This is a genomic window from Lysobacter yangpyeongensis, from assembly GCF_042655745.1.
Lineage (GTDB): Bacteria > Pseudomonadota > Gammaproteobacteria > Xanthomonadales > Xanthomonadaceae > Agrilutibacter > Agrilutibacter yangpyeongensis.
Genome location: NZ_JBHSNM010000001.1, coordinates 1,079,106 through 1,105,065 on the forward strand (window position 1 = coordinate 1,079,106; position 25,960 = coordinate 1,105,065).

A 25,960-nucleotide genomic window follows, 5' to 3' on the forward strand; every position below is an offset into this window, starting at 1 on the left:
GGCTCAGCGCGCGTCGGCGAGCGCCTTGATGCGCGCGTGATGCTCGACCAGGTCGTGGCACTCGACCACGAAGATGCCCATCTGGCCGACCTTGAACTCCACCCACGCCATCGGCAGTTCCGGCAGCAGTTCGACCAGCGCGTTTTCCGCCTCGCCCACTTCGCAGATCAGCAGGCCGTTTTCGCTCAGGTGCTCCGGCGCATCACGCAGGATCTTCAGCGCGAGGTCGAGGCCGTCGTCGCCCGCACGCAGCCCCAGCTCGGGCTCGTACGAATATTCCTTCGGCAGCGCGTCGGTTTCGGCGTTGGTGACATACGGCGGGTTGGTCACGATCAGGTCGTAGACCTCGCCCTTCAGATCGTTGAACAGATCCGACTTGCGCAGCGTGACGTTGGTGGCGTGCAGGCGTTCCTTGTTCTCCGCCGCGAGCGACAGCGCCTCGTCGTTGATGTCGACGCCGTCGACCTGCCAGTTCGGCTGGTAGTGGCCGGTGGCGATGGCGATGCAGCCCGAACCCGTGCACAGGTCGAGCACGCGTTCGACCTCGCGGCCGCCCAGCCAGGGCTCGAAGCCGGCGAGGATCAATTCGGCGATCGGCGAACGCGGCACCAGCGCGCGGCGGTCGCTCTTGAAGCTCAGGCCGGCGAACCAGGCTTCACCCGTGAGGTAGGCGGCCGGAACGCGCTCATGGATACGGCGTTCGAACAGCGCCAGCACCTTCGCCTTCTCGTCGGCGGTGACGCGCGCCGGGCCGTACACCGGGCTCAGGTCATGCGGCAGGTGCAGCGCGTGCAGGACCAGCTGCGTCGCTTCGTCCAGCGCGTTGTCGTAGCTGTGGCCGAAGGTCAGGCCGGCTTGGCTGAAGCGGCTGCCGCCGTAGCGGATCAGGTCGATGATCGAGACCTGCTCGAACGCCAGTGAGTCGATGCGGGGGGACTGGGCGGCCACGGGCGGTTCTGCGCGGAAAAAGGGGCGCCGATTATACGGGGTCGGCGCGGACGGCCCGTTGTCGCAAGGCGGCCCCGGCAGGCGCGACCGGTATCATGTGCCCCCTTTCGGGAAGGCCCGCAGGACCCGCGATGTTCAACCGCACCACCGTTTACGTCCTCGTTGCCGCGCTTGCCGCGGCGCTGGGTCTCATCGCCGCACAGGCCTGGTTCGCGCATTCGCCGACCGGCAGCCGTCCTGCGTTGAAGGCCGTGCGCCTGTTCGATCCGCCGCGCGAGTTGCCCGCCTTCACGCTGAGGCAGTCCGACGGCACGCCGCTCGTGCCCGGCGAACTGAAGGGGCACTGGACCCTGGTCTTCCTCGGCTTCACCCATTGCCCGGATGTGTGCCCGACCACGCTGGCGCAGCTCGCCGGTGCGCAGAAGCAGTGGAGCGCACTGCCGGAAGCGACGCGCCCGCGCGTGCTGTTCGTGTCGGTGGATCCCGAACGCGACACGCCCGATGCGATCGGCGAATACGCGCATGCCTTCCACCGCGACACGCTCGCGGCGACCGCCGACGTGCCGGCATTGGAGACCTTCGCCCGTTCGCTGAGCATGGTGTTCGCCAAGGTGCCCGCGCCTGCCGGTGCGCCTGCAGACCAGTATTCGGTGGACCACAGCGCGTCGCTCGCGGTGCTCGATCCGCAGGGCCGGCTGACCGGCTTCATCCAGCCGCCGCTGGAACCGAAGGACATTGCCGACGACATGACCGCATTGAGCAGGAGCGATCGATGAGCCCGATCACGGCGCTGACCTATGTGTTGCCGCACCGGCTGCTCTCCTCGCTGGCGCGCCGGCTCGCGTATTCGCGCAACCGCGCGGTCAAGCAGTGGCTGATCGACACGGTGACGCGCAGGTTCGGCGTCGATCTGTCGGAAGCGGCGAATCCGGATCCGACCAGCTATCCCACCTTCAATGCCTTCTTCACCCGCGCGCTGAAGTCCGGCGCGCGCGTCGCCGACGCCGATCCGCGCGCACTGCTGATGCCGGCCGACGGCAAGATCAGCGAATGCGGCCACATCGGCCGCGCCGATGAAGGCGTGCTGCACGAGGACGCCGGCCACATCTTCCAGGCCAAGGGCCACGGCTTCACTACGGCCGAACTGCTGGGCGATGCCGATGCGGCCGCGGCGTTCGATGGCGGCGTGTACGCGACGGTGTACCTGTCGCCGAAGGACTACCACCGCGTGCACATGCCGTGGACCGGCACGCTGCGCGAGACCGTGCACGTGCCCGGACGGCTTTTCAGCGTCGGCCCGGATGCGGTGGGTTCGGTATCGAAGCTGTTCGCGCGTAACGAGCGCCTGGTCTGCCACTTCGACTGCGACTTCGGCCCGATGGCCGTGGTGATGGTCGGCGCGCTGCTGGTGTCGGGGGTGGAAACCGTGTGGGGCGGCATCGAGATTCCGCCCTACGGGGGGCCGATCACCACGAAGGACTACCGCGGCAGCGGCGTCGTCCTGGAGCGCTTCGCCGAGATGGCGCGCTTCAACTACGGCTCGACCGTGATCGTGCTGTTGCCCAAGGGCGTCGCCGAGTTGAATCCGGGGCTGCGCGCGCAGCTGCCGGTGAAGCTGGGCGAGCGGTTGGCCAGCCTGGCTATGCAGCCGGCGCACTGAAGAGAGTTGCCTTCTCCCGGGCGGGAGAAGATGGACCGCGTGGAATGCCCTTCGAGGCGCGGAAACTCGAGCGCGAGGCTCTGAGCTTCGAACTTCGAGGCTTTTTGCCTCGGCGCTGAGGCTTTTTGCTTCGACGTCGAGGCACATGAGCCTCGAGCCTGAGGTGTTTTGCCTCGTGCGTGAGGTTGTCTGCCCCGGCCTCGAGGCATTTTTCTTCGAGCCTCGAGGCTTCGAGGCTCATCGGCGAGGCTTTTTGCCTCGCGGGCCGGGCTCTGGGGCTCGTGGCCGAGGCTTTTTACCTCACCGGCCAGTCGCTCTTGCCTTCCGATCCGAAGGCAAGAGCAAAAGCGCTCGCTGCGCCCGCCCCCTCAGCTGCCCTGGGCAGCTTCTCCCCGCAAGCAGGAAGAAGAAGACACAAGCGCTGTGTGGAAAGAAGGCGTCAGCGCCGCACGGACAACCCGATCAGCAGCTGCGCGATCCAGTACGTCGCCAGCACGAGCACGACCGCCGCCGGGAACGGGGCAACGAAACGATCCAGCGCCAGCGTGGCGTCCGAAGCGACGAAGAACAGTCCGCCCAGAGCCGCCAGCCCGGCACTGCGCTCGCGCAGGCAGGACCACACCGCGGCCGCCTGCGCCGCCATCGCCGACAGCAACAGGACGTAGACAGCGACGGGTGCCTTCAGATCCGCCGGCAGATGCGGCCACAGCACGCTCGAGATCGCCAGGGCGACCGCGGCGTACGTCGCAAAAGGCCACCACTTCGCGAACAACTTCGCACGCGCGCACAGACCGACCAGGTACGCCACATGCGCGAGCAGGAAACTCGCCAGGCCGAACACGAACCAGTCGGGGCCGCCGGACGCGGTCGGCAGCATCAGGAAGACATCGCCCAGCGTCGACAGCAGCAGGCCGATCAGCACCGCCGCGCGGTATCGCCCGCCGGCCGGAACACGCCACACCATCGCGGCGACCAGCAAGGTCGCGAGCGGCTTGCACGCGTAGTGCAGCGCACGCAGTTCGGGATACACCGCGCCTGAGATGGCCAGCGCGGCAGCCACCGCGACCGCCGCGACCCACTTCGCCCCGCCACCCGGCGAGGCCACTACCGTCTGCGCCACCATCCCTGCCCCCTGTGCTCTTGTGTATGGCCGTTCGTGTACGACCGTGTTGTACGGGCTATTCGCCGCAGCCGTCGAGCTTGAGTTTCTGCCCGGGCCGGATCGCGAAACGCGGCCCCTTGATGCGGTTGACCCTGGCCAGATCGCCGGTGTCGCACTGGAACTTCTGCGCAATCGCGGTCAGCGTCTCGCCGCGCTGGACACGATAGGCGCTGGGATGCTTCGGCTTGCGCGGTTTCGCTGCCTTGGGCGCTGCCGGCGCATCCGCGCGGTCTTCGCCGGTCGCAGCGTCGTCGTCCGTCGCCACCGTGGTCACCGGCCCCATGCGCACGATCGCGGTCTGGGGATCGCTCATCACCAGCGTGCGCGCGAGTTCGGCGCGCGCGCCTGTCGTGCACCAGCGGTTGTACAGGCCGACGATCTTCGTGGTCGCGTTGAGCGTGGTGCCGGCCGGCAGCCAGGCATCGGCCTGGTAGCGCGGATTGAGGTTGCGCAGCGCGCGCATGTAGCCGTCGCGCTCGCCGCGGTTGCCCAGGCAGATGGTGAGCTGGTAGATCGAGGCAGGCTGGGCCAGGCGCAGCGGCGCCGGCTTGGCTTCCACTCTGGGGAAACTGAGCCCGTATTCGCGCGGGTGCAGGAACAGCCACGCCGCCGCGATCACCATCGGCACGTAGTCCTGCGTTTCCGCGGGGAACTGGTTGTAGACGCTGGCGTCCCAGAAGTTGCCGCTGGTGCCCTGGTACACGCGCAGCGCACGGCCTTCGCCGCCGTTGTACGCGGCCAGCGCGAGCTCGATGCTGCGGTTCAACTGGCCCATGCGCTCGTTGAGGTAGGCGGCGCTGGCCTCGGCCGCGCGGCGCGGGTCGTAGCGGGTGTCGAAGCCGGTGCCGTCGTCGCCCAGGCCGAAGCGGCGTCCGGTCGCGTACATGAACTGCATCGGGCCGGCAGCGCCGGCGCGCGAGGTCGAATGCACCTTGCCGTTGGATTCCTTGGCCATGATCCCGAACAGCAGCGCCTCGGGCAGTCCCGCGCGCTCGTACTGCGGCCACATCAGGTGGCGCATGTACTGGTAGTTCTCGTAGCTGCTGATCAGCGGACCGCGCATGTCGGTGAGCCAGCGGCGGATCGCCGCCTGCACAGCCGGGTTGAACTGCACCATCCTGTCGAAGCGGTGATCGTCGGCCAGCAGGTGGGCGGCGCGCGCGGCTTCGGGCACGTCGGCGGTGACCGCGCTGGAATGGTCGTCGACCGCCTCGGGCTCCTCTTCCGAGGCATCGGCTTCGGCGTCCACGTGCAGCTTGAGCAGGCGCTTGTAGGTGGCCAGCAGCGTGGGGACCGAACAGCCGCGCTGTTTCATGCAGGCGGCGATGACGTCCTCCATGTCCTCCAGCGCCGCGTCGCTCTCCTTCTGCCCTTCCGGATCGGCGTTGGCAGTCAGGACCATCGCGTCGCGGTAGCGCGCTTCGGCAGCCTGCATGCGCTGGTTGAGCGCGTCGATATTGGCCTGGTCGCGGCGCGAGACCGCGCCGGCATTGCCGGACACCGCGGCGAGCACGGCGGCGGCGAGGATGGAGCGGAACATCAGCTGCATGGGGATTGTTGCGTGAGGCAGACGTGGGAGTCCGGGAGGGTAGACCGGTGCCGGGCGCGGCGGCAATGGCGAAAAAGGCGCCACCGCGGCATCGCGTCCTCGGGCTCGGACGGAACGCGCGAACTGCGACAGGGGTCCGGTGCGGCTTCACGACGTGGCGCGGGCCTGGCAGAGGTCCGCGCGGAACGGCGGACGTTCGACGCTGGCATAGAATCGGGCCGCTTCGGGCTCCGCTCCCCATTCCCCAACTCCGGACCTTCACATGACAGACAGCGCGTCCCCGACCAACGCGATCCTTCTCGGCAAGGCGGTCACCACGCCGGATGCCCTGCCGGACAGCCACGGCCACGTCTACCTGCAGGGCCGTCTGGGCAATCGTCATGGACTGGTTGCGGGCGCCACTGGCACCGGCAAGACGGTCACGCTGATGACCATCGCCGAAGGTTTCTCGCGCATGGGCGTGCCGGTGTTCCTCGCCGACGTGAAGGGCGACGTCGCCGGCCTCGCGGTGCCGGGCACGCTGAACGACAAGTTGCAGGCGCGCATCCAGGACATCGGCATCGGCGATTACGTCAACGAAGCCAGCCCCGTCGTGTTCTGGGACCTGTTCGGCAAGAACGGGCATCCGGTGCGCACCACGGTGAGCGAGATGGGCCCCACCCTGCTCGCGCGCATCCTCGAACTGAACGACACGCAGTGCGGTGTGCTCGACATCGTGTTCAAGCTGGCCGACGACCGCGGCCTGCTCCTGCTCGACCTGGAGGACCTGCGCGCCCTGCTCGGCCTGGTCGCCGAAGAGCGCAAGGACATCTCGACCTCGTACGGCCTGGTCAGCACGCAGTCGATCGGCGCCATCCAGCGCGCGCTGCTGCGCCTGGAACAGGAAGGCGGCGAGATGTTCTTCGGCGAGCCGGCGCTGGAACTCGCCGACCTGATGCGCACCACCACCAACGGCCGCGGCGTGGTCAACGTGCTCGCGTCCGAGCAGCTGATCCTGAAGCCGCGGTTGTACTCGTCGTTCCTGCTGTGGCTGCTGTCGGAGCTGTTCGAGCGCCTGCCGGAAGTGGGCGACCTCGACAAGCCGAAGCTGGTGTTCGTGTTCGACGAGGCGCACCTGCTGTTCGACGATGCGCCGCCCGCGCTGCAGCAGCGCGTCGAACAGGTCGTGCGCATCATCCGGTCCAAGGGCGTGGGCGTGTACTTCTGCTCGCAGTTCCCGGACGACGTCCCCGACGACATCCTCGGCCAGCTGGGCAACCGCGTGCAGCACGCCCTGCGCGCGTTCACGCCGCGCGACCAGAAGGCGGTGAAGACGGCGGCGGAAACCTTCGTCGCCAATCCGAAGCTCGATGTTGCCGAAGCCATCTCGAAGCTCGGCACCGGCGAAGCGCTGGTGTCGACGCTGCAGGACAAGGGCATCCCCATGCCGGTCGAGCGCACGCTGATCGCGCCGCCGCGCTGCCGCATGGGCGCGATCACTGGGGCCGAGCGCGCGCAGGTGCGCGCGGGCAGCCCGGTCGGTGCGAAATACGACACTGCCATCGATCGCGAATCGGCCGCGGAGATGCTGGCGAAGAAGGCCGAGGTCGCTACCGCGAAGGCGGATGCGCCGGCGGCGAAGACGCGCGAACAGGACGATGCCGAGGAAGGCGGCTTCGGCCAAGCGGTGAAGGACGCCGTCTTCGGCACCAAACGCCGCCAGGGCATGGTCGAGACCATGGCCAAGCAGACCGCGCGCACCGTGGGCAGTCAGATCGGCCGGCAGATCCTGCGCGGCCTGCTCGGCGGCATCTTCGGCGGGCGCCGCTGAGCGCGGATTGCTGCAGCGCAGGTTGACGCGAAGCGCGGGTTCGCCTCGAATCCGCGCTTCGCGTTTTGGGCCGGCGCATCCACCTCATCCCGCACACAGGAGTGTTTTCGATGAACCACCGGTTGTTGCTTCTCGCCGCGGCGTCCGTGCTCGCCCTCGCCGCCTGCAAGCCGCAGGCGCCCGCCGAACCCGTTGCGCCTGCGGCTCCGGCCGAACCGGCGGCCCCGGTCGTCACGGACTCGGCACCCGCAGCCGCACCGGCCGAAGCACCGTTCGACACCAAGGGCTTTGCCGGCGTCTTCAGCGGCACACTGCCGTGCGCGGATTGCCCCGGCATCGACACGACGCTGACGCTCAACCGCGACGGCACCTATGCCCTGCACGGCGCCTACCAGGGCAAGCCGGGCAACGGCTTCGACGGCGACGGCACCTGGACCGCCGAGGAAAACGGCCAGCGCATCCGCCTAGATCCGAATTCCAAGAGCGAGCAGGACCAGCTGTTCGCGATCGCCACGCAGGACCAGCTCGACGCGCTCGACGGCGAAGGCAAGGCCATCGACACGCAGGTGCCGCACTCGCTCTCGCGCAGCGGACCGCCGGCGAAGTAAAGCCGCATTGCTGCTGCGCGGAGATCGCGCACTTCACGAAGTTTTTGCGCAAGACGAAGGCAGCCCGCCAGAATGGGCTGCCTTCTGTGTCATGGAGTTCCGATGAGTCGCTGGCGACCGCCTGCCGAGAAAAGCACCGCCCTCATCACGCGCGAGGGCCATGCGCGCCTGAAGGCGGAGCTCGACGAGTTGTGGCGGGTGAAGCGTCCGGAAGTGGTGAAGGCACTCGCGGCGGCGGCGGCCGAAGGCGACCGCTCGGAAAACGCCGAGTACACCTACCGCAAGAAGCAGTTGGGCGAGATCGATAGGCGCGTGCGCTACCTGTCCAAACGGCTGGAAGTGCTGCGCGTGGTCGGCGAAGCGCCGAGCGATCGCGAAGCGGTGTTCTTCGGCGCGATGGTCGAAGTGGAGGATGTCGCCAGCGGCGACGCGCACCGCTACCGCATCGTCGGGCCGGACGAAACCGATGCGAAGCTCGGCCACATCAGCATCGATTCGCCGCTGGCGCGGGCGATGCTGAAGAAGCGCCTGGACGACGAATTCGAGGCGCAGCTGCCCGGCGGCGTGCGGCGCTTCGTGATCGTCGAGGTCGAATACACCAGCTGACGCGGCAACCTAACGCTGCGGCGGTTCGCCGTCGCGACGCGAGTGCCGGGCGAGCCGCTCGTATTCCTCGCGCAGCCGGTCGAGCTCGCCTTCCTCGCGCTCCTCCAGATCCATCAGGCGGTTGTGCGCGCCGCGCGTGGCGCGGATGAGCTCGTCGAGCTTGAGCTGCATCGCTTCGGTATCGCGGTTCTGCGTGTTCTGGATCAGGAACACCATCAGGAAGGTGACGATCGTGGTGCCGGTGTTGATCACCAGTTGCCAGGTATCGCTGAAACCGAACAGCGGACCGTGATCGCCCAGGCGGCGACCACCAGCAGCGCGAGGCCGAAGCAGGCCGGGCGGCCGGTGAAGCGCGACGCCGCCTTCGCCAGGCGGATGAAGCCATGTGACTGATTCATAGGTCCGTTCCCACGGGCGTCGCCCGCAGTATGCATGCGCGGGGCCAGCACGGCGTCGAGGCCGCGCGCCGTTCCATGGCCGCTTTGGCACGTGGGGGTCGTTCAACGCTGCGGACGCAGATGCGACGTCCGCATGGGCATTCGACCGAAGAGTCCGCCGGCACTCTCCGGCCGGCCAGCAGGCCGGCGCCACCCCGGATACGTTCCGGAAGGGAGTTAGCGATGAAAGGTTTCGTTCGTCATGCCACGAGCTCACTCGCTCCGGCACTGCTGTTGGCCGCGATGCTGGCGCCTTCCACGGGCCTTGCGCAGGAACCCGGCAAGGTGATGGTCTCCATCTATCGGGTGGCGCCGGGCAAGCAGCTCGACTTCCTGCGCTGGCAGGCAGTGCGCGACGCCGCCGCGTCCGAAGCCGGCGTCGGCGCCACGCAGTGGTATGCCCACATGGACGGGGACAGCTGGGATTACGTCAGCATCGGCCCGGCGACCACCGACGAGCAGGACGAGAAGGTCGATGCCATCCTCAGGGGCCGGAAGCTGACGACCGGCTTCAAGGCGTCGCTCGAATTCCGCACGATGGTCGCCTCGCACACCGACACGATGGCGAGCGGGCCGACCACGGCGGCCGCACTCGTTGAAGCGGGCAAATAACCCTTCCCCGAACACGCCAACCGGCAATCGCGCCAAATGGCGCGATTGCCGCAGGCACGCGACTCCCGCCCTCAATGGGCGTGGGATGCCTCGTGCGGCGCCCAGTGCGCGTACGTGGCGCCGAGCACCACGCCGAACACCACATGCGCCAGGGCCGCGCCCCAGCCGCGCGCGCCGACGAACCACGGGAACAGTTCGGTGAATCCGTAGAAATTCACCACGTACAGCAGCAGTCCGTAGCCCGCGCCGAGCAGGGCCGCGGCGCGCACCGAGCGTCCCTTCGCGATGAACGCGAAGACGACCGCATAGGTCAGCGACATGGCGAAGTGCAGGATCACCGCCGCCAGGGTGACCGACAGGTCCGCGGTTTCCGGCGGCGGCAGCATCGCGCTGCCCTGGGTGATGGCCGCGATCATCCGGATCATCACGCCGGGATTCACGCCCATGACATAGCGTGTCACGAGCAGTTCGAGCACCAGGAATACGGCGCCCGCGGCGAGCGCGGACCAGACCAGGGCCTTGCCGGAAATGTGCGAGCCCGGGACGGTGAAATGGGGCCGGTGAGCGGTGATTGCAGGCATAAGTCCTCCTTTCGCGCGACGACGCGACAGGCAGGCACGAACCGCCCTGCGTCGGGGTCGCGCGCCTGAACTTAAGCACAGCAATTGTAAGAACGCCGTGGAGGCCCGATCCGCGGGCCTGCGGCGGCGTCAGTCGCCGAAAGCGACCTCGCCGTACAGGTCGTGCTCGTCGCTGCCCATGATCTCCACATCGACGAATTCGCCCGGCTTCAGCCCGGCCTCGAAACCGTTCTGGATCTGCACCAGCCCGTCGATCTCGGGCGCGTCCGCCATCGAGCGGGCGATCGCCAGTTCACCATCGAGCGCGTCGACCAGGCAGCGCTGCACGGTGCCGACCTTGGCTTCGAGCTTCGCGGCGGAGATGTCCGCCTGGCGCTCCATGAAGCGCGCGAGGCGCTCCTGCTTCACCTCTTCCGGCACCGGATCGGGCAACGCGTTCGCGGTCGCGCCTTCGACCGGCGAGTAGGCGAAGGCGCCGACGCGATCGAGCTGGGCCTCGTCGAGGAAGTCCAGCAGTTCCTCGAATTCCGCTTCCGTCTCGCCCGGGAAACCGACGATGAAGGTCGAACGCAGGGTGATGTCCGGGCAGATCTCGCGCCACGTGTGGATGCGTTCGCGCACCTTGTCGACCGCGCCGGGGCGTTTCATCAGCTTGAGGATGCGCGGGCTGGCGTGCTGGAAGGGAATGTCGAGGTACGGAAGCAGCTTGCCTTCCGCCATCAGCGGCACGATCTCGTCGACGTGCGGATACGGGTACACGTAGTGCAGGCGCGTCCAGATGCCCAGCTCCGACAGGCCTTCGCACAAGGCCTTCATCCGCGTCTGGTAGGACTTTCCGCGCCATTCGCGTTCGGCGTACTTCACGTCCACGCCGTAGGCGCTGGTGTCCTGCGAGATCACCAGCAGTTCCTTGACGCCGCCCATCGCGAGTTTCTCGGCTTCGCGCAGCACCTGGTCGACCGGCCGCGATACCAGATCGCCGCGCATCGACGGGATGATGCAGAAGCTGCAGCGGTGATTGCAGCCTTCGGAAATCTTCAGGTACGCGTAGTGCTTCGGCGTGAGCTTGATGCCGATGTCGTCGTCGGCCGCGCGGCGCGGCACCAGGTCGATGAAGGGATCGTGCTTCGGCGGCAGCGCCTTGTGCACGGCCTGCATCACGCTCTGGTAGTCCTGCGGGCCGCTGATCGACAGCACGCCCGGATGCGCTTCGCGAATGACCTCTTCGCGCTTGCCCAGGCAGCCGGTGACGATGACCTTGCCGTTCTCCGCCATCGCCTCACCGATCGCGTCGAGCGATTCGGCGACCGCCGAGTCGATGAAGCCGCAGGTGTTGACCACGACGACGTCGGCGTCGTCGTAGGTCGGCACAAGGTCGTAACCCTCGACCTTGAGCTGGGTGAGGATGCGTTCGGAATCGACCAGCGCCTTGGGGCAACCGAGACTGACGAAACCGACTTTGGGATTGGCGACGGACATGGAGCAGGAAGTTCCGAAAAAAACAGGTGATTGTACCCGCCCCGGCGAGTGTCGGCCCGCGGCTTGCAGCGATGGGGCGCGAAGGGGTTAAGTAGGCGTCCCGACTGCCCTGCCCGCCCCCATGAGCCACTGGACCGACCTGAATACGCCTCACGGCCCCGTCCGGGCCTGGCGCGCGGATCCATCGGGCCCTTCCCGCGGCGCGGTGGTGGTGCTGCAGGAGATCTTCGGCGTCAATCCGCATATCCGGACCGTGACCGAACGCCTCGCCGACGCGGGTTTCGTCGCCCTGGCGCCGAGCCTGTTCGATCCGGTGGAACGCGACGTGGAGCTGGGTTATGGCGAAGCCGAAGCCCGGCGCGGCGTCGAGCTGCGCAACTACCTCGGCTTCGACCGCGCCACGGACATCGTGGAAGTCGCGGCCGAGACATTGCAGTCCGAAGGCCTGCGCACGGGCGCGGTCGGTTTCTGCTGGGGCGGCAGCGTCGCGTTCCTGGCGAATACACGGCTCGGCCTGCCCTCGGTGACCTACTACGGCGCGCGCAGCGTGCCCTTCCTCGACGAACCCGCCCGCGCGCCGCTGATGTTCCACTTCGGCTCGCTCGACAAGAGCATTCCGCCGGCCGACATCGAACTGCATCGGCGCAAGCAGCCGACGGCGAAGGTATTCGTCTACGAAGGCGCCGACCACGCCTTCAATCGCGACGTCGACAACGCCCATTACCACGCGGAGAACGCACGGCTCGCCTGGCAACGGACCCTGGACTTCCTCGCGGAGAACCTGCGATGAACCGCACGCCCCCTCCGGTCGGATGGCACCTGCATCCGCAGCTTGCCGAAGACACGCATCCGGTCGCGCACTTTCCGCTGTGCGACCTGCAGCTGATGGACGACGCGAATCATCCGTGGCTGATCCTGGTGCCGCGCGTGGAAAACGCGGTGGAATGGACCGATCTGGACGAGTCGCAGCAAGCCGCGCTGACGCGCGAGATCGGCCGCGCCTGCCGCGTGCTGCAGGCGGTGTTCCAGCCGCACAAGCTCAACGTCGCCGCGCTCGGCAACCTGGTGCCGCAGCTGCACGTGCACGTGATCGCGCGCTTCCGCGAAGACATCGCCTGGCCGCGACCGGTCTGGGGCACGGCCACCGCGCAGCCGTATTCGCCCGAAGAACTCGTGCGCCGCATCGAACGCCTGCGCGCGGCGCTGGCGTGACCTTCCCTGCTCCCGCGGACATCGAGGCCATCGCCGACGATGCCCTGGTGCTGCGGCTGGGCCACCGCATCGATCCTGTCGTCAATGCGCGCGTGCATGCGCTGCGCGCGCACCTGCTCGCGCAGCGCCCGCCGTGGTTGCGCGATCTGGTCCCCGCGTACGCCAGCCTCGGGGCGTTCTTCGATTCCTCGATGATCGACGCCGATGCGGTGGCGCAATGGCTGGCGGCACATGCTGCTGCCGGCGCGGAGGCAGGCGCGGCTGCCACCGAGACGCGCACGGTGGAGATTCCCGTGGTTTATGGCGGCGATGCCGGCCCCGACCTCGAAGCCGCGGCGGTCGAACTGGGCATGACGCCGGAAGAAGTCGTGCGCCGCCACGCCGCCGCGCTGTACACGGTGGCGATGATCGGTTTCGCGCCCGGTTTTCCGTATCTGCTCGGGCTCGATCCCGCACTGGCGCTGCCGCGTCTTGCCACGCCGCGCACGTCGGTCCCCGCGGGCAGCGTCGGCATCGGCGGCGCGCAGACCGGCATCTATCCGAACGCGAGCCCCGGCGGCTGGCGATTGATCGGTCGCACGCGGCAGGTGTTGTTCGATCCCGCGCGCGACCCACCCGCACTGCTCGCGCCGGGCGATCGCGTGCGCTTCGTCGCAACGGATGCGCCGTGGTGAACCTGCGCGTCCTGGCACCGGGATTGCTGACCACCGTGCAGGATGCCGGCCGCACGGGCTGGCGCCACCTGGGCGTTGCGCAGTGCGGGGCACTCGATGCGGAGGCCGCGACGCTGGCCAATCGCCTGGTAGGCAACGCCGGCGGCGAAGCGGTGCTGGAACTCACCCTGCACGGACCAACGCTGCAGTTCGACCACGCCATTCGCGTGGCCGTGTGCGGTGCGCGCGTGATGGCGTCGTTCGCGTCCGAGCGCGGCGCGCGTTGCGTGGTGGAATCGGGGCGGCCCGCGGAATTGCCGCCGGGAACGCTGCGGATCGGCGCGCTCCACGACGGCGCGCGCGCGTGGCTCGCGCTGGCCGGCGGCATCGACGTCACGCCGGTGCTGGGCAGCCGCAGCACCGACCTGCGCGGCGGATTCGGCGGCTATCAGGGACGTGCACTGCACGCCGGCGACGTGCTCCGGCTGCGCGCGCCGCCGTCGATTCATGCCCCGCTCGCCGCGATGCCGAAATGGTGGATCGACCCGCATTTCGATCAGCGCGGTCTGCCAGTTCGCTACGTGCCCTCGCACGAGGGCGGCAATGCGCTCGACGGCTGCGCATGGAAGGTCGACAACCGCAGCAACCGGCAGGGCCTGCGGCTGGAAGGCCGCCAGCTGGAACAGGCCGCGCGCGTCATGTCCGGCACGGAGCAGCTATCCGCTCCTGTCGCGCCCGGCACGGTGCAGCTGCCTCCCGATGGCCAGCCCATCGTCCTGCTCGCCGATGCGCAGACGGTGGGCGGCTATCCGCGGCTGGGCCACGTCATCGCCGCCGACCTGTCGCGCCTGGCCCAGCTGCGTCCCGGCGAAACCGTGCGCTTCCAGTCCTGCGATGCCCGAACCGCGACGCGCCTCGCTTGCGCGGCGCGTGCGCGGATCGCCAGAATCGCGCTGATGATCGACACGCAGCTCGTCGACCAGCAACGCATCGCACAACGACCAAGACAACGCTCCAGGGGAAATCGCGAATGAAGGGCACCATCGTCGCAGCACTCGTGCTGATCATCGTCGGCACGCTGTTCCTGCTCAGGAACCTCGGCTTCAACGTGCCCGGGCTCGGCAACCTGATCACGACCTGGTGGCCGGCGATCCTGATCGTGGTGGGCCTGGGGCTGCTTTTCAGCCGCAAATAGCCCACCGGTGCGCATCGACTTCAATTGCGATCTGGGCGAAGGCTGCGGCGACGATGCCGCGATCATTCCCCTCGTCACCTCCGCCAGCATCGCGTGCGGAGCGCATGCCGGCGATGAAGCGACGATGCGCACGACCCTGCGCCTGTGCCGCGAACACGGCGTCGCCGCAGGCGCCCACCCGGGCTACCCCGACCGGGCCACCTTCGGCCGCGTGGACATGCCGTTGCCGGTGGCGGAGATCGAACGCCTGGTGGCGGCGCAGCTCACGCTGCTCGCGGACATCGCCGCCTCCGAAGGCGTGCGGCTGGCGCACGTGAAGCCGCACGGCGCGCTCTACAACCGCGCCGCACGCGATCGCAGCGTCGCCGATGCCATTGCCGGCGCGGTGTTCCGCATCGATCCGCAGCTGATCCTCGTCGGCCTGTCGGGTTCGCAGCTGACGGCGGCGGGCGAAGCCGCCGGCCTGCGGATCGCACATGAAGTCTTCGCCGAGCGCCGCTACGAGGCCGACGGCACGCTCACGCCGCGCAGCCATCCCGACGCGGTCATCCACGATCTCGACGCAGCGATTGCACAAGTGCGCGGCTTCGTCCGCGACGGCGGCGTGATCGCGCGTACGGGCGAACCGATCGCGCTGCGTGCCGACACGCTATGCCTGCATGGCGATCGCGCCGACGCCGCGCCATTCGCCCGCGCGATCCGCGAGGCCTTGCAGGCCGATGGCGTCCGCATCGCCGCGGTGGGAGCGCCGGCATGAACTACTGGCCGCTGCTGGGCGTCGCGGTGGTGGTGATCGGCTTCGTGCTGCGGCTCAACCCGGTCATCGTCGTGGTCGGTGCCGGCGTGGTCAGCGGCCTCGCCGCGGGCATGTCGTTGCCGGATCTGCTGGCGCTGCTGGGCGAGAGCTTCGTTTCCAACCGCGCGCTGCTGCTGTTCTGCTTCACGCTGCCGACGATCGGCCTGCTCGAGCGCGCCGGCCTGCGCGAGCACGCGCTTGCCTGGATCCAGCGCCTGCGCGGCGTGACCCTGCTCCGCCTGCTCGTCACCTACCTCGGCATCCGCCAGCTGCTGAGCATGGTCGGGCTCATCGACATCGCCGGCCACGCGCAGACGGTGCGCCCGCTGCTGGCGCCCATGGCCGAATCCGCCGCGGACAAGGATCACGGCGGACTGGATCGCGCGCGAGCGCAGCGCGTGCATGCGCTCGCGGCGGCCACCGACAACGTGGGACGGTTCTTCGGCGAGGACGTGTTCCTTGCGTTCGGTGCGGTGCTGCTGATCCAGGGTTTCCTCAACGAACACGGCATCGTCCTGCAACCGCTGCAGATCGCGCTGTGGGCGCTGCCCACGGCCATCGCCGCCTTCATCATCCACGCCATCCGCATCGCCGTGTTCCAGCGCCGGCTGGCACGCGTCGGCGCGACGCCACCTGCCGACCCGGAGCATGCAGATGCTGCGGATTGAGCACTTCTACGTCGTGCTCGCCGCGTTCCTGCTGTATGCGGGCTGGCGCAACCTGCGCGAGCGGCGTTTCGCCCACGCTGCGTTCTGGTCGCTGATCGCGGTGTTGTTCGCCAGCGGTGAGGCAATCCTCGCCGCGAGCAAGGCCGGCGACCGATTGCCCGCGCAGATCGCCGGCGCCGGCGTCATCGCGCTGGCCCTGCTCGCCACGCGCATGCGTCGCGAACACATCGCCGAGGCGCCCGAGGAACAACGTCGCGCCAGTGCGGAACGCCTGGGCCATCGCCTGTTCGGACCGGCCCTGGTGATTCCGCTGGTAACCGTGCTGATCGTGCTGCTGGGCGAGAAGTTGCGCTACGGCACGCACCGTCTGTTCGCCGAAGGCAGTATCACCCTGCCCGCTCTGGGCCTGGCCAGCATCCTGGCTGCGTTCGCCGCGATCGCCACGACGCGCGAACGGCCGCTCCAGGCCGCGACCGAAGGCCGCCGCCTGCTCGACACCATGGGCTGGGCCGCGCTGCTGCCGCTGGTGCTGGCGACGCTGGGCGGCGTTTTCGCCGCCAGTGGCGTCGGTGAAGCCGTCTCGTCGCTGGTTACCGCCGTGATTCCCGCCGACAGCCGCATCGCCTGCCTGCTCGCGTTCGGGCTGGGCATGGTGCTGTTCACGGTGATCATGGGCAATGCGTTCGCCGCGTTCCCGGTGATGATGGCGGGCATCGGCCTGCCGTTGCTGGTCCAGCGCCATGGTGCCGATCCCGCCGCGCTGGGCGCGATCGGCATGGTCACCGGCTACTGCGGCACGCTGATGACGCCGATGGCCGCCAACTTCAACCTCGTGCCGGCTGCGTTGCTCGAACTCGACGATCCCAATGCGGTCATCCGCGTACAGTTCCCCACCGCGATTGCATTGATGCTGGTGAACCTGGGGCTGATGTACTGGCTGGTGTTCCGGTGAGCGACGCGAAACTCCCCACGGTGCTGCTGACCGGATTCGCGCCCTTCGATGGCGAGACCGTCAATCCGAGCTGGCAGGCGGTGCAGCAGTTGCACGGCCGCCGCATCGCGGGGCATCGCATCGTCGCGCGACAGTTGCCGGTCGAGTTCGGCACCGCGTTGCGGGCGTTGCGCGCCGCGATCCGCGAGACCGCGCCGTCGCTGGTGCTGTGCGTGGGCCAGGCCGGCGGGCGCGCGGCGATCTCGCTGGAGCGCGTCGCCATCAACGTCGACGACGCACGGATTCCCGACAACGCCGGACGACAACCGATCGATCGCGAGATCGTGGCGGGCGGACCGGCCGCGTACTTCACCCGTCTGCCGATCAAGGCCATGCTGGCCGCGCTGCGCGAAGCGGATATCCCGGCGGAGGTGTCGCAGACCGCCGGCACCTACGTGTGCAACCACGTCTTCTACGGCCTGATGCATGCGCTGCGCACGAAACGCGTGCGCGGCGGATTCGTGCACATCCCCTACTCGACCGATCAGGTCGCACTGCGTCCGGGGACGCCCGGCCTGCCGCTCGACGTCCTGGTGCGGGGACTGCGCATCGCGCTGCGGGTCGCGCTGGAAACACACGCCGACCAGGAACTCGCGGCCGGCGCGGAGCATTGACGGCTAACAGTTGATGACGCGCGTGCCGGCAATGAAATCGTGAAGGCAACGGCGGTCATTGCGAAAAATCATCAGGACACCCGCCAGACCGGCCCATTTGCCCACGAAGGGAATCAGTCCGATCAATTGCGACGAGAAGAATCGCAGACCGATCAGCCTCGCGAGCGCCGGCCTGTTGCCTTCCATGTCGACGATCCGGATCGCCAGCATCCGCTTGCCCCAGGTCTGGCCATAACGATGCAGCGGATAGGCCTGCAGCAGCGTATGCGCGGCCAGTCCTGCCCCAACCGAGAAGAGACTGAGTGCCAGGGGAACCGGCTTGCGGTTCATGGCGAGATCCACCACTTCGGAGAACCAGCCGCTGAAATAGAACACGGGCATGGTGACCACCGCGCTGAGCAGCGCATCGATCAATTTGGCTCCAAGGCGCTGCCCCCTGCCTGCGAGTGCAAGCGGAGTCATGACATCCGCAACGCGGGCCTGCGGGGCCCGGTAGGGGTCGTGATCGGGCGCCTGCATGGACTTCAGGTCCGCGGCAAGGTGACGCCCGTCTGCCCCTGGTACTTCCCGCCGCGATCGCGGTACGAGGTTTCGCAGACTTCATCGGACTGGAAGAACAGCATCTGCGCCACGCCCTCGTTGGCATAGATGCGCGCCGGCAGTGGCGTGGTGTTGCTGAATTCCAGGGTCACGTGGCCTTCCCATTCCGGTTCCAGCGGCGTGACGTTGACGATGATGCCGCAGCGCGCGTAGGTGCTCTTGCCCAGGCACACCACGAGCGTGTCGCGCGGGATGCGGAAGTATTCGACGGTGCGCGCCAGCGCGAAGGAGTTGGGCGGGATGACGCAGTAGTCGCCCTCGACGTCGACGAAGCTGCCGCTGTCGAAATGCTTGGGATCGACGATCGTCGAATTGATGTTGGTGAAGATCTTGAATTCGCGCGAGCAGCGCACGTCGTAGCCGTAACTGGAGGTGCCGTAGCTGACGATGCGCTGGCCGTCGGCGGCATGCTTGACCTGCCCGGGTTCGAACGGCTCGATCATGCCGTGTTGCTCGGCCATGCGGCGGATCCAGCGGTCGGACTTGATGCTCATGCGGTACGGCGTTCCGGGGGCAAGGGAGCGGCGATTCTAGCCGCTTGCGGCCACCGGGCGCCGCATCGCGCACTCCCGGGCCGGGCAGATGTGCGACCGGCCAGGCCGACGACCGGCCGATGTGCCGGATACGGATTCAGCCCAGCAGCGAAACCGCGAGCGGCCGCGCGACCTGTGGCCGCCGCGCCAGTTCGATCGCCGCCCGGCGTGCGGTAGCCCGGAACTGCCGGGCCGCGACCGATTCCGGATCGGCGATGACGACGGGTACGCCGGCATCGCCCTGCTCGCGCACGCGCGCCTCCAGCGGCAGGCTGCCCAGCAGCGGCACGCCGTACTGTGCGGCCATGCGCTCGCCGCCGCCGGCGCCGAAGACGTGCTCGGCGTGGCCGCAGTTGGTGCACACGTGCACGGCCATGTTCTCGACGAGTCCCAGCACCGGGACCTCGACCTTCTCGAACATCTTCAGCGCCTTGCGCGCGTCGAGCGTGGCCACGTCCTGGGGCGTGGTGACGACGACCGCGCCCGCGACGGGAATCTTCTGCGCCATCGTGAGCTGGATGTCGCCCGTACCCGGCGGCAAGTCGAGGATCAGGTAATCCAGGTCGCCCCAGCGGGTCTCGGTCAGCAGCTGGGTCAGCGCGGAGGTCGCCATCGGGCCGCGCCAGATCATCGGCGTGTCCTGGTCGACCAGCAGGCCGATCGACATGGCTTCCACGCCATGGGCCCGCATCGGCTCGATCGTCTTCCCGTCGGGACTGTCCGGCCGGCCGGTCAGGCCCAGCATCAGCGGCACGCTGGGGCCGTAGATGTCGGCATCCAGCACGCCCACCTTCGCGCCGTCGGCCGCCAGGGCCAGCGCCAGGTTGACCGCGACCGTGGACTTGCCCACCCCGCCCTTGCCGGAGCCGACGGCGATGACGTTGCGGACGTTCGTGAGGGGCGAGAGCTTTTCCTGGACGGCGTGGCTGGCGATGCGGGAGACCAGGGAAAAACTCGCCAGCGCCAGGTCCTGTTCGCCCGCCAGCCGGGCGACCTGCTCCCGCACCCAGGAGTCCAGCCAACTGGACGGATAGCCGACGACGATCTCGACCGCCACGCTGCCTCCGGACTCGGCGACCCGCAGGCGGGAAGTGGTGTCGCCCAGAGGAATGCCCATCCCGGGCAGCGGAAGGGCAGCGATACGCGATTGCAGGGAATTCAAGCGGATGTCCGATGGCGCGGCGGAGTCTTGCCGCTCTGCAACATTCTAGGCCCGACGGATGCGCCTGTCGGCCAGCGAACGGCGCCCGGACTCCTCCTGTGCAGCCCCGCCGGTACCAGACTTTGCCGCGAAAGGCATTTTGCGGGCGCACATGACGATCGTGTTAACCCCATGTTAAGTTCGGACCGTTGGCTGTAGCCAACTGCCAGGGGCCGGCAAATAACAAGCGAAATACATCACGATTCAAAGGGGAAACTAATGGCAGTAGTAGGCTATTCTCGGCTGCATCGCAGCCGGTTGACCACCGCTTTGCTCGCCGCGCTGCTCGCGCCGGCCGCTGGCGGTGCCCTCGCCCAGGAAGCCGCTCAGGCGCCTGCGGACCAGACCACCCAGGCGGATCAGAGCGCGACGGAGGTCGACGCCGTGGTCGTCACGGGTTCGCGCATCAAGCGCGCGACTGTCGAAGGTCCGGCACCCGTGACCGTGATCACCGCGGGCGACATCGAGAAGGAAGGCTTCACCACCGTCTACGACGCGCTGAACACGCTGACCCAGTTCACCGGCAGCGTCCAGAACGAGATGACGCAGAACGGCTTCACGCCGAACGCCAGCTTCCTCAACCTGCGCGGCCTCGGCCCCGGTTACCAGCTGATCCTGATCAACGGCCGTCGCGCCGCCGATTACCCGCTGCCGTACAACAGCGAATCCAACGCGACGAACCTTGCCAACATCCCGGCCGCCGCGATCGAGCGCATCGAGATCCTGACCGGCGGTGCATCAGCCATTTATGGTTCGGATGCGGTCGCCGGCGTGGTCAACATCATCCTCAAGAAGAACTACGACGGCGACCAGCTCACGGTCCGCGCCGGCACCACCACCCGTGGCGGTGGCGATACCGGCCAGGTGCAGTGGGTGGGTGGCAAGACCGGCGACAACTGGAGCGTGACCTATGCGTTCGAGTCGCTGGAGCGCGAAGCGCTGTACGCCAGCCAGCGCGACTTCATGGATTCCTACCTCGACGATCCTTCCGTTCCGGATGACGACGTCAACCCGGTGGAAGGCCTGCTCGCTTTCGACCTGTTCGACAGCAACCGGATCTTCCCCGACGGAGCGCAGGAGACCTGCAGTCGGTTCGGCGAATTCGATACCTTCTTCTTCGAAACGTCCGCCGTGTACACCGGCCCGCGTTGCGGCTACTTCGGTTACCCGGCCACGCAGGCAATCCGCAACAGCGACAGCAACCAGTCCTTCTACGTCAATGGCGAGATGGACTTCACGGACAACCTGACGGGCTTCATCCAGCTGTACCACACTCGCGCCAAGGCCAAGCTGACCAGCGGCGTGCAGTTCTGGTCCACCGGTGGCCTGTACCTGGCCAACCTGCAATCGCCGTTCCTGGAACAGTTCGGCATCCCGGGCTCCTACGTCCAGCTGCAGCGCATCTTCACGCCGGAAGAAACCGGCGGCGCGCTGGTGACAACGATCGAAGAGAAGTCGTACGACTTCGCGACCGGCCTGCGCGGCAGCTTCGCCGACGGCCGCTTCGATTGGGATGCGACCCTGTCCCGTGCACAGTACGACCTCGACAGCCGGCAGCCGCGCTTCCTGGCCAACCCGCTGCAGGACTACTTCCTCGAACCCGTTGCTGGGGGCGACATCCTGGGTTACGGCTACGATGCCTATAACCTCAACATCGATCGCTTCTACAACCCGATCGATCCGGCGACCTTCGCTTCGCTCAACACGATCGTGAAGGACAAGGCCAAGACGAGCGTCAACCAGGCCAACTTCGTGGTCTCGGGCGACCTCTTCGAACTGCCGGCAGGCGCGGTGGGCATGGCGGCGGTCCTCGAAGCCGCCACCCAGAAGTACGAGATCAACCCCGATCCGCGCACCAACCCGAACTACACCGGTCCGGAGCCGATCTTCAATCTGACCAGCACCGGTGGCCGCGGTGATCGCGACCGTTACGCCGCAGGCGTGGAGTTCAGCGTCCCCGTCCTCGACTCGTTGAAGCTCAGCGCGGCCGGCCGTTGGGACAAGTACGTCGACGCCAGCGCCATCGACGACGCCACTACCTGGCAGGTCGGCCTGGAATGGCGCCCGTTCTCCAACCTCCTGATCCGCGGCAGCCACGGCACGAGCTTCCGCGCGCCGGACATGCACTACATCTACGCCGAGGAATCCGGGTTCTTCACTTCGATCTTCGACGAGTACAAGTGCCGCGCGGATGGTTTCGATCCGCGTGATCCCACCAATCCCTGCAGCGGCAACGACTACAACTATCAGGTCCAGGGCACCCGTTCGGGCGACCGCAACCTGGACGCCGAAAAGGGCAAGTCGACGACCGTGGGCTTCGTGTGGGACGTCATCGACAACATGTCGATCTCGATGGACTACTACAACATCGAGCTGCGTGACGCGGTGTCCGATATCTCCGGACTGCTGTTCCGCAACGAAGCCGACTGCCTCCTGGGCGAAACGCGCGACGGTGCACCGGTCGATCCGAGCTCGGCGCTCTGCCAGTTCTACACCGGTCTGGTCACCCGCGAAGACGCAGGCGGTCCGTTCAACGATGGCGACGTGACCGAGTTCCGTTCGTTCCCGATCAACCAGTCGCTCAACCGCACGTCGGGTATCGACGCGGCGTGGCGCTACAAGATCGACACGGATCGCATGGGCGACTTCACCTTCGGCCTGAACTGGACGCACGTGCTGAAGCTGGAACAGCAGGAGTTCGATGGCGAACCCGTCATCGACATCCGCGACCATCCCCAGTTCTTCAACAACCGCAGCCGCATCAGCGGCAACGTGGTGTGGGAAAAGAACGACTGGACCACGGCGGTGTACTACACCCGCTGGGGCTCGCTGCCGAACTGGGCGGAAACCGGTCGCATCGGTCCGCAGATCCTGTGGAACCTGAACGTCTCGAAGGAGATCACGGAAAAGGCCACCGTCGGCCTGTACATCAACAACGTGTTCGACCGCATCCATCCGCGCGACGACACCTTCAACACGTACCCGTTCTTCTGGCGTCAGTTCAGCCCGGTGGGCCGCGAAGTGTTCGTGCAGTTCGACTACAAGTTCAACTGACGCGAGCCTCGCGTGTTAACGAAGAAGCCCGGCAATGCCGGGCTTCTTTTTTGGCGTGACCGCATAGCACGACGCAGCCACGCGTTTTTCCTGCAGTCTCACTCCACCTGCACGCCGCCCGCTTCCAGTAGCGACCGCAGCCCGGCCAGCTGGGTTTCGTAACGCTTCCAGCGCTGCAACGAACTGCGGTAGATGGGCGAGCGGACCTGGACCGCGCTAGCCGTCGCCACCGGCGCCTGGTTGTCCTCGAAACGCAGACAACGCTCGTCCCAACCTAGTCCGCAATGTGCGAGCAATGCCCGCGTGGTCGCTTCCTGCTCGGAGACCAGTGTTTCGTACTGCACTTCGAGGATGCGTCCGGGCATCACCCGTTGCCAATGCGCCATGAGGCGGTCGAACAAAAGATAGTAACGCCCGGTGCCCAACAGATCGAAGGAGTAGTCGTAGTACGCCGAACCGACCTGGAACAACTGCCGGAAATTGCTCAGGCAGGTATCCATGGGATTGCGTCGCAGGCACACGATGTGCGCGTTGGGCAACGCGCGGGCGATGTGGCCGGCATAGAGGAAGTTCTGCGGCAGCTTGTCGATGAAGCGCGGACGGTGACCGGTACCAGGACGCGTGCTGGCGATGTAGGCCTCGCCTACCCGTTTCCAGTCCAGCACACCCGCGCGAGCGATGGTGTCCTCGTCGAGCAGTTGCGGGGTGCGACTGCCGGACGCGCGCTTCAGCACCACGCCGAAGTTGGGCAGCTCGCCGGCCGAATGCACGTCGGGATGACTGGACAGGATCCGATCGACTAGCGTTGTTCCGGTACGCGGCATGCCGATGACGAAGATGGGTTCGTCGTTCTCGGCTCCGGTTGCGCCTTGAGGTAGCGATTCAAAGTTGGCCATGAGGGCGGCGAACAGGGCCTCGTCGCGTGCGGCGTCGTAACTCCTGTCGCCTCGTCCGGCGGCCTTGCCTTCGCACAGGTGCCGGAAGCCGTTTTCCGTGTCACCCAGGTCCTCGTATTCCTTGGACAGTGCCAGATGCAGGTACAGCCGGCCCATCCGATCATCACCGACATCCGCCAGTTGCCGGTGCAGCCGCTCCAGATGGTTGCCCTGCGCGCTCTGGCGTCGCAGTTGCGACAGCCCCAAGTGGGACTGCCAGTGCGTGGGCTGCCGGGCAAGGCACGCCTCGTACTGCGCCTCGGCGCCGTCGAGGTCGCCGCAGAACGTCAGCGAGGTGGCCAGGTTGAAGCGGAAGGCCGCCGAATCCGGTTGCAGGGCCACCGCCCGCCGGTTCATCTCCGCGGATTTCGCGTAGGCGTTGGCCTGCGTATAGACCACGGCGAGCGTGTTGAGCGTCTGCGGGTCGGATGGACCGTTGGCGGCCGCCGCGTCCGCCGCCTCCACCGCTTCGGGAATCAGCTGCGCCATGCCGAGCGCACGCGCCAGCTGGGCGAGATAGTCGGCGCGCTTGCGATCGAGCCGCACCGCCTGCTGGAGATGCCCAACGGCGGTGCGAAGGTCGGACAGGTTCAGCGCGGCCACGCCGGCCACGTAATGGACGCCGGCCAGCCCGGGGGCCTGCTGGATCAGGCGCTGCGCCAAAGCCAGCGCGGTGCGCCAGTCCTGGCGATTGAGTGCGTCTACAGCGTCGACGTAGGCCTTTGCGCGATCGTTCGCGGGAGGGTTCGGAGAGACAGTCATTCACGAATACTAGGCCATGCGCCGACCGGCCCGCCGCGCGCCGGAACGGACGGCAACGGGCGCGCCCGCGCGAGGCACCATTCGCCACCGGATGCGCTATAAAGACGGCGTCGCGGCTCCAGCCGGACCGCGAATATCACACCTCCGGAGGGGACCGATCAATGCGCAACCTGCGTACCCAACTGCTCTGCTCGCTGCTGGCCCTGCCGCTGCTGGCGACTTCCATCGCCGCCTTCGCGCAGTCTTCGCCGGTCGGGCGCTGGAAGACCTACGACGAGGAAACGGGCAAGCCGCGCCTGATCGTCGACATCTACCAGGCCAAGAACGGTGCCTACGCGGCCAAGGTCGTCGAGACGCTGTTCGCCGCCAATGCGACCTGCACGTCCTGCTCCGGTGCGAACAAGGACAAGCCGATCAAGGACATGGTCATCCTCTGGAACCTCAAGCCCGACGGCGAGAACGCCTTCTCCGGCGGCACGGTGCTGAAGCTCTCTAACGGCAAGACCTACAAGTCGAAGGCGGAGCTGACCGACGGCGGCGAGAAGATCAACGTCTACGGCTGCCTGGGCTTCATCTGCAAGCACCAGACCTGGACGCGCGAACACTGAGCCGCACGCCAACTGCAGATCATGGAACGGCCCGCACTGTCGGGCCGTTTCCTTTGCTGACCACCGACGCTGCTCGTTACGGCCACCGCCCGGATACCGCGCCCATGAAACCCACCCTGCCCCTGCAATTCCTGCTCGGCCTGCTGCTCGCCATTCCTGCCGTCGTGCAGGCCCAGCACGCAGCGCCGACCGGGCGCTGGCGCACGATCGACGACGACACCGGCAAGCCCAAGTCCGTGGTGGAGGTCTACCTCGCGCGCGATGGCAGCTACGCGGGCAAGGTCGTGGAGATCCTCGACACCAAGGACGGCCCGAACCCGTTGTGCGACAAATGCACGGGCAGCAACCACAACCAGCCCATCAAGGGCATGGTGATCCTGTGGGGCCTCAAGCCGACCGACGAGGGCTGGGGCGGCGGCATGGTGCTCGATCCGGAGCGCGGCAAGGCCTACCGGTCAAAGCTGCGCCTGCTCGACGGCGGCAACCGGCTGGGTGTGTCCGGTTGCATCGCCTTCATCTGCCGCTCGCAGGAATGGCTGCGCGAACCCTGATCCGGCATCGCGCCCCGGCCTGAGCGCACCAGCGGGCGGCACTCGGCAGATCGCACTGAACAGCGCACTCAATGGAAGCACGCCTGGCGCGATGACGCCCGGCGGATCGATGTCCGCGAGGACGTCCCGGCATGG

Annotated in this window: 29 protein-coding genes; 18 read left to right on the forward strand and 11 right to left on the reverse strand. The window is 67.5% G+C overall.

The annotated features are described in order from the left end of the window. Positions 1–3: 3 nt before the first annotated feature. Positions 4–927, reverse strand: a complete 924-nt coding sequence (prmB, locus tag ACFPN1_RS04470; RefSeq protein ID WP_386754035.1) for a 50S ribosomal protein L3 N(5)-glutamine methyltransferase — start codon at positions 925–927, stop codon at positions 4–6. Positions 928–1,079: 152 nt separating this feature from the next. Between prmB and ACFPN1_RS04475 the strand changes: the two genes are divergently transcribed. Both ACFPN1_RS04475 and asd read left to right on the forward strand, forming a co-directional pair. Further along, positions 1,080–1,724, forward strand: a complete 645-nt coding sequence (locus ACFPN1_RS04475) for an SCO family protein (RefSeq protein ID WP_386753341.1) — start codon at positions 1,080–1,082, stop codon at positions 1,722–1,724. Further along, positions 1,721–2,608, forward strand: coding sequence for an archaetidylserine decarboxylase (asd, locus tag ACFPN1_RS04480; protein WP_386753343.1), 888 nt, complete (start codon positions 1,721–1,723; stop codon positions 2,606–2,608). The genes ACFPN1_RS04475 and asd overlap by 4 nt, the downstream gene beginning before the upstream one ends. A gap of 439 nt (positions 2,609–3,047) precedes the next feature. On the opposite strand, the gene ACFPN1_RS04485 is transcribed toward asd, so the two are convergent. Both ACFPN1_RS04485 and ACFPN1_RS04490 read right to left on the reverse strand, forming a co-directional pair. After that, on the reverse strand, positions 3,048–3,731 hold the full coding sequence (locus ACFPN1_RS04485; RefSeq protein ID WP_386753345.1) for a lysoplasmalogenase: 684 nt from the start codon (positions 3,729–3,731) through the stop codon (positions 3,048–3,050). Positions 3,732–3,786: 55 nt separating this feature from the next. After that, on the reverse strand, positions 3,787–5,319 hold the full coding sequence (locus tag ACFPN1_RS04490) for a transglycosylase SLT domain-containing protein (RefSeq protein WP_386753347.1): 1,533 nt from the start codon (positions 5,317–5,319) through the stop codon (positions 3,787–3,789). Between the two features lie 262 nt (positions 5,320–5,581). Between ACFPN1_RS04490 and ACFPN1_RS04495 the strand changes: the two genes are divergently transcribed. From ACFPN1_RS04495 to greB, 3 genes are all read left to right on the forward strand, one after another. Next, positions 5,582–7,129: a helicase HerA-like domain-containing protein gene (locus ACFPN1_RS04495; protein ID WP_386753349.1), complete on the forward strand. Its 1,548-nt coding sequence runs from the start codon at positions 5,582–5,584 to the stop codon at positions 7,127–7,129. Between the two features lie 110 nt (positions 7,130–7,239). Further along, positions 7,240–7,737: a copper resistance protein NlpE gene (locus ACFPN1_RS04500; protein WP_386753351.1), complete on the forward strand. Its 498-nt coding sequence runs from the start codon at positions 7,240–7,242 to the stop codon at positions 7,735–7,737. A gap of 102 nt (positions 7,738–7,839) precedes the next feature. Continuing rightward, positions 7,840–8,343 (forward strand): transcription elongation factor GreB, encoded by a 504-nt coding sequence (gene greB / locus ACFPN1_RS04505; protein WP_386753352.1) that lies wholly within the window; start codon positions 7,840–7,842, stop codon positions 8,341–8,343. Between the two features lie 9 nt (positions 8,344–8,352). Here greB and ACFPN1_RS04510 read toward each other — a convergent pair whose 3' ends face one another. Together ACFPN1_RS04510 and ACFPN1_RS04515 are read right to left on the reverse strand one after the other, a co-directional pair. Continuing rightward, positions 8,353–8,595 carry a low affinity iron permease family protein gene (locus tag ACFPN1_RS04510; RefSeq protein ID WP_386753354.1) on the reverse strand — a complete coding sequence of 81 codons (243 nt, stop codon included), beginning with the start codon at positions 8,593–8,595 and terminating at the stop codon, positions 8,353–8,355. After that, a complete protein-coding gene (locus tag ACFPN1_RS04515; RefSeq protein WP_386753356.1) occupies positions 8,592–8,741 on the reverse strand; it encodes a hypothetical protein in 150 nt (49 codons plus the stop codon). The genes ACFPN1_RS04510 and ACFPN1_RS04515 overlap by 4 nt, the downstream gene beginning before the upstream one ends. Before the next feature lie 222 nt (positions 8,742–8,963). Here ACFPN1_RS04515 and ACFPN1_RS04520 point away from each other — a divergent pair, with 222 nt between their 5' ends. Next, positions 8,964–9,392 (forward strand): hypothetical protein, encoded by a 429-nt coding sequence (locus ACFPN1_RS04520; RefSeq protein ID WP_386753357.1) that lies wholly within the window; start codon positions 8,964–8,966, stop codon positions 9,390–9,392. A 71-nt stretch (positions 9,393–9,463) separates the two neighbouring features. Here ACFPN1_RS04520 and ACFPN1_RS04525 read toward each other — a convergent pair whose 3' ends face one another. Beyond that, positions 9,464–9,973: a hypothetical protein gene (locus tag ACFPN1_RS04525; protein WP_386753359.1), complete on the reverse strand. Its 510-nt coding sequence runs from the start codon at positions 9,971–9,973 to the stop codon at positions 9,464–9,466. Positions 9,974–10,102: 129 nt separating this feature from the next. After that, positions 10,103–11,452: a 30S ribosomal protein S12 methylthiotransferase RimO gene (gene rimO / locus ACFPN1_RS04530; RefSeq protein WP_386753361.1), complete on the reverse strand. Its 1,350-nt coding sequence runs from the start codon at positions 11,450–11,452 to the stop codon at positions 10,103–10,105. 121 nt (positions 11,453–11,573) lie between these two features. On the opposite strand from rimO, the gene ACFPN1_RS04535 reads away from it, so the two are divergent. The 9 genes from ACFPN1_RS04535 to pcp are packed head-to-tail and all read left to right on the forward strand — an operon-like array spanning position 11,574 to position 17,581. Further along, on the forward strand, positions 11,574–12,242 hold the full coding sequence (locus ACFPN1_RS04535) for a dienelactone hydrolase family protein (protein ID WP_386753363.1): 669 nt from the start codon (positions 11,574–11,576) through the stop codon (positions 12,240–12,242). Beyond that, complete coding sequence (locus ACFPN1_RS04540; RefSeq protein ID WP_386753365.1) at positions 12,239–12,664, forward strand: HIT family protein; 426 nt, start codon at positions 12,239–12,241, stop codon at positions 12,662–12,664. The genes ACFPN1_RS04535 and ACFPN1_RS04540 overlap by 4 nt, the downstream gene beginning before the upstream one ends. Next, positions 12,661–13,338: a 5-oxoprolinase subunit PxpB gene (gene pxpB, locus ACFPN1_RS04545; protein ID WP_386753367.1), complete on the forward strand. Its 678-nt coding sequence runs from the start codon at positions 12,661–12,663 to the stop codon at positions 13,336–13,338. Before ACFPN1_RS04540 ends, pxpB begins: the two co-directional genes overlap by 4 nt. Further along, positions 13,335–14,351, forward strand: a complete 1,017-nt coding sequence (locus tag ACFPN1_RS04550) for a 5-oxoprolinase subunit C family protein (protein ID WP_386753369.1) — start codon at positions 13,335–13,337, stop codon at positions 14,349–14,351. Before pxpB ends, ACFPN1_RS04550 begins: the two co-directional genes overlap by 4 nt. Beyond that, positions 14,348–14,512, forward strand: coding sequence for a LiaI-LiaF-like domain-containing protein (locus ACFPN1_RS04555; protein ID WP_386753371.1), 165 nt, complete (start codon positions 14,348–14,350; stop codon positions 14,510–14,512). The genes ACFPN1_RS04550 and ACFPN1_RS04555 overlap by 4 nt, the downstream gene beginning before the upstream one ends. A gap of 7 nt (positions 14,513–14,519) precedes the next feature. Then, the gene (locus tag ACFPN1_RS04560) at positions 14,520–15,269 is read left to right on the forward strand and encodes a LamB/YcsF family protein (RefSeq protein ID WP_386753373.1); all 750 of its coding nucleotides are present in this window, start codon (positions 14,520–14,522) and stop codon (positions 15,267–15,269) included. After that, entirely contained in the window at positions 15,266–15,976 is a 711-nt protein-coding gene (locus ACFPN1_RS04565; RefSeq protein ID WP_386753375.1) for a DUF969 domain-containing protein, read from the forward strand. Before ACFPN1_RS04560 ends, ACFPN1_RS04565 begins: the two co-directional genes overlap by 4 nt. Beyond that, the gene (locus ACFPN1_RS04570; protein WP_386753377.1) at positions 15,963–16,928 is read left to right on the forward strand and encodes a DUF979 domain-containing protein; all 966 of its coding nucleotides are present in this window, start codon (positions 15,963–15,965) and stop codon (positions 16,926–16,928) included. The genes ACFPN1_RS04565 and ACFPN1_RS04570 overlap by 14 nt, the downstream gene beginning before the upstream one ends. Next, a complete protein-coding gene (gene pcp, locus ACFPN1_RS04575) occupies positions 16,925–17,581 on the forward strand; it encodes a pyroglutamyl-peptidase I (RefSeq protein WP_386753379.1) in 657 nt (218 codons plus the stop codon). The genes ACFPN1_RS04570 and pcp overlap by 4 nt, the downstream gene beginning before the upstream one ends. A gap of 3 nt (positions 17,582–17,584) precedes the next feature. Here the strand turns inward: pcp and ACFPN1_RS04580 are convergent, their stop codons facing one another. From ACFPN1_RS04580 to apbC, 3 genes are all read right to left on the reverse strand, one after another. Beyond that, positions 17,585–18,100: an RDD family protein gene (locus ACFPN1_RS04580; RefSeq protein ID WP_386753381.1), complete on the reverse strand. Its 516-nt coding sequence runs from the start codon at positions 18,098–18,100 to the stop codon at positions 17,585–17,587. Between the two features lie 5 nt (positions 18,101–18,105). Further along, positions 18,106–18,675 (reverse strand): dCTP deaminase, encoded by a 570-nt coding sequence (dcd, locus tag ACFPN1_RS04585; RefSeq protein ID WP_386753382.1) that lies wholly within the window; start codon positions 18,673–18,675, stop codon positions 18,106–18,108. Positions 18,676–18,811: 136 nt separating this feature from the next. After that, the gene (apbC, locus tag ACFPN1_RS04590) at positions 18,812–19,831 is read right to left on the reverse strand and encodes an iron-sulfur cluster carrier protein ApbC (protein WP_386754037.1); all 1,020 of its coding nucleotides are present in this window, start codon (positions 19,829–19,831) and stop codon (positions 18,812–18,814) included. Between the two features lie 342 nt (positions 19,832–20,173). Between apbC and ACFPN1_RS04595 the strand changes: the two genes are divergently transcribed. After that, a complete protein-coding gene (locus tag ACFPN1_RS04595) occupies positions 20,174–22,969 on the forward strand; it encodes a TonB-dependent receptor plug domain-containing protein (RefSeq protein ID WP_386753384.1) in 2,796 nt (931 codons plus the stop codon). A 98-nt stretch (positions 22,970–23,067) separates the two neighbouring features. Here the strand turns inward: ACFPN1_RS04595 and ACFPN1_RS04600 are convergent, their stop codons facing one another. Beyond that, entirely contained in the window at positions 23,068–24,666 is a 1,599-nt protein-coding gene (locus ACFPN1_RS04600) for a tetratricopeptide repeat-containing sulfotransferase family protein (RefSeq protein ID WP_386753386.1), read from the reverse strand. 161 nt (positions 24,667–24,827) lie between these two features. Here ACFPN1_RS04600 and ACFPN1_RS04605 point away from each other — a divergent pair, with 161 nt between their 5' ends. Beyond that, a complete protein-coding gene (locus ACFPN1_RS04605) occupies positions 24,828–25,274 on the forward strand; it encodes a DUF2147 domain-containing protein (RefSeq protein WP_386753388.1) in 447 nt (148 codons plus the stop codon). Between the two features lie 104 nt (positions 25,275–25,378). Further along, entirely contained in the window at positions 25,379–25,825 is a 447-nt protein-coding gene (locus tag ACFPN1_RS04610; RefSeq protein ID WP_386753389.1) for a DUF2147 domain-containing protein, read from the forward strand. Positions 25,826–25,960 lie beyond the last annotated feature (135 nt).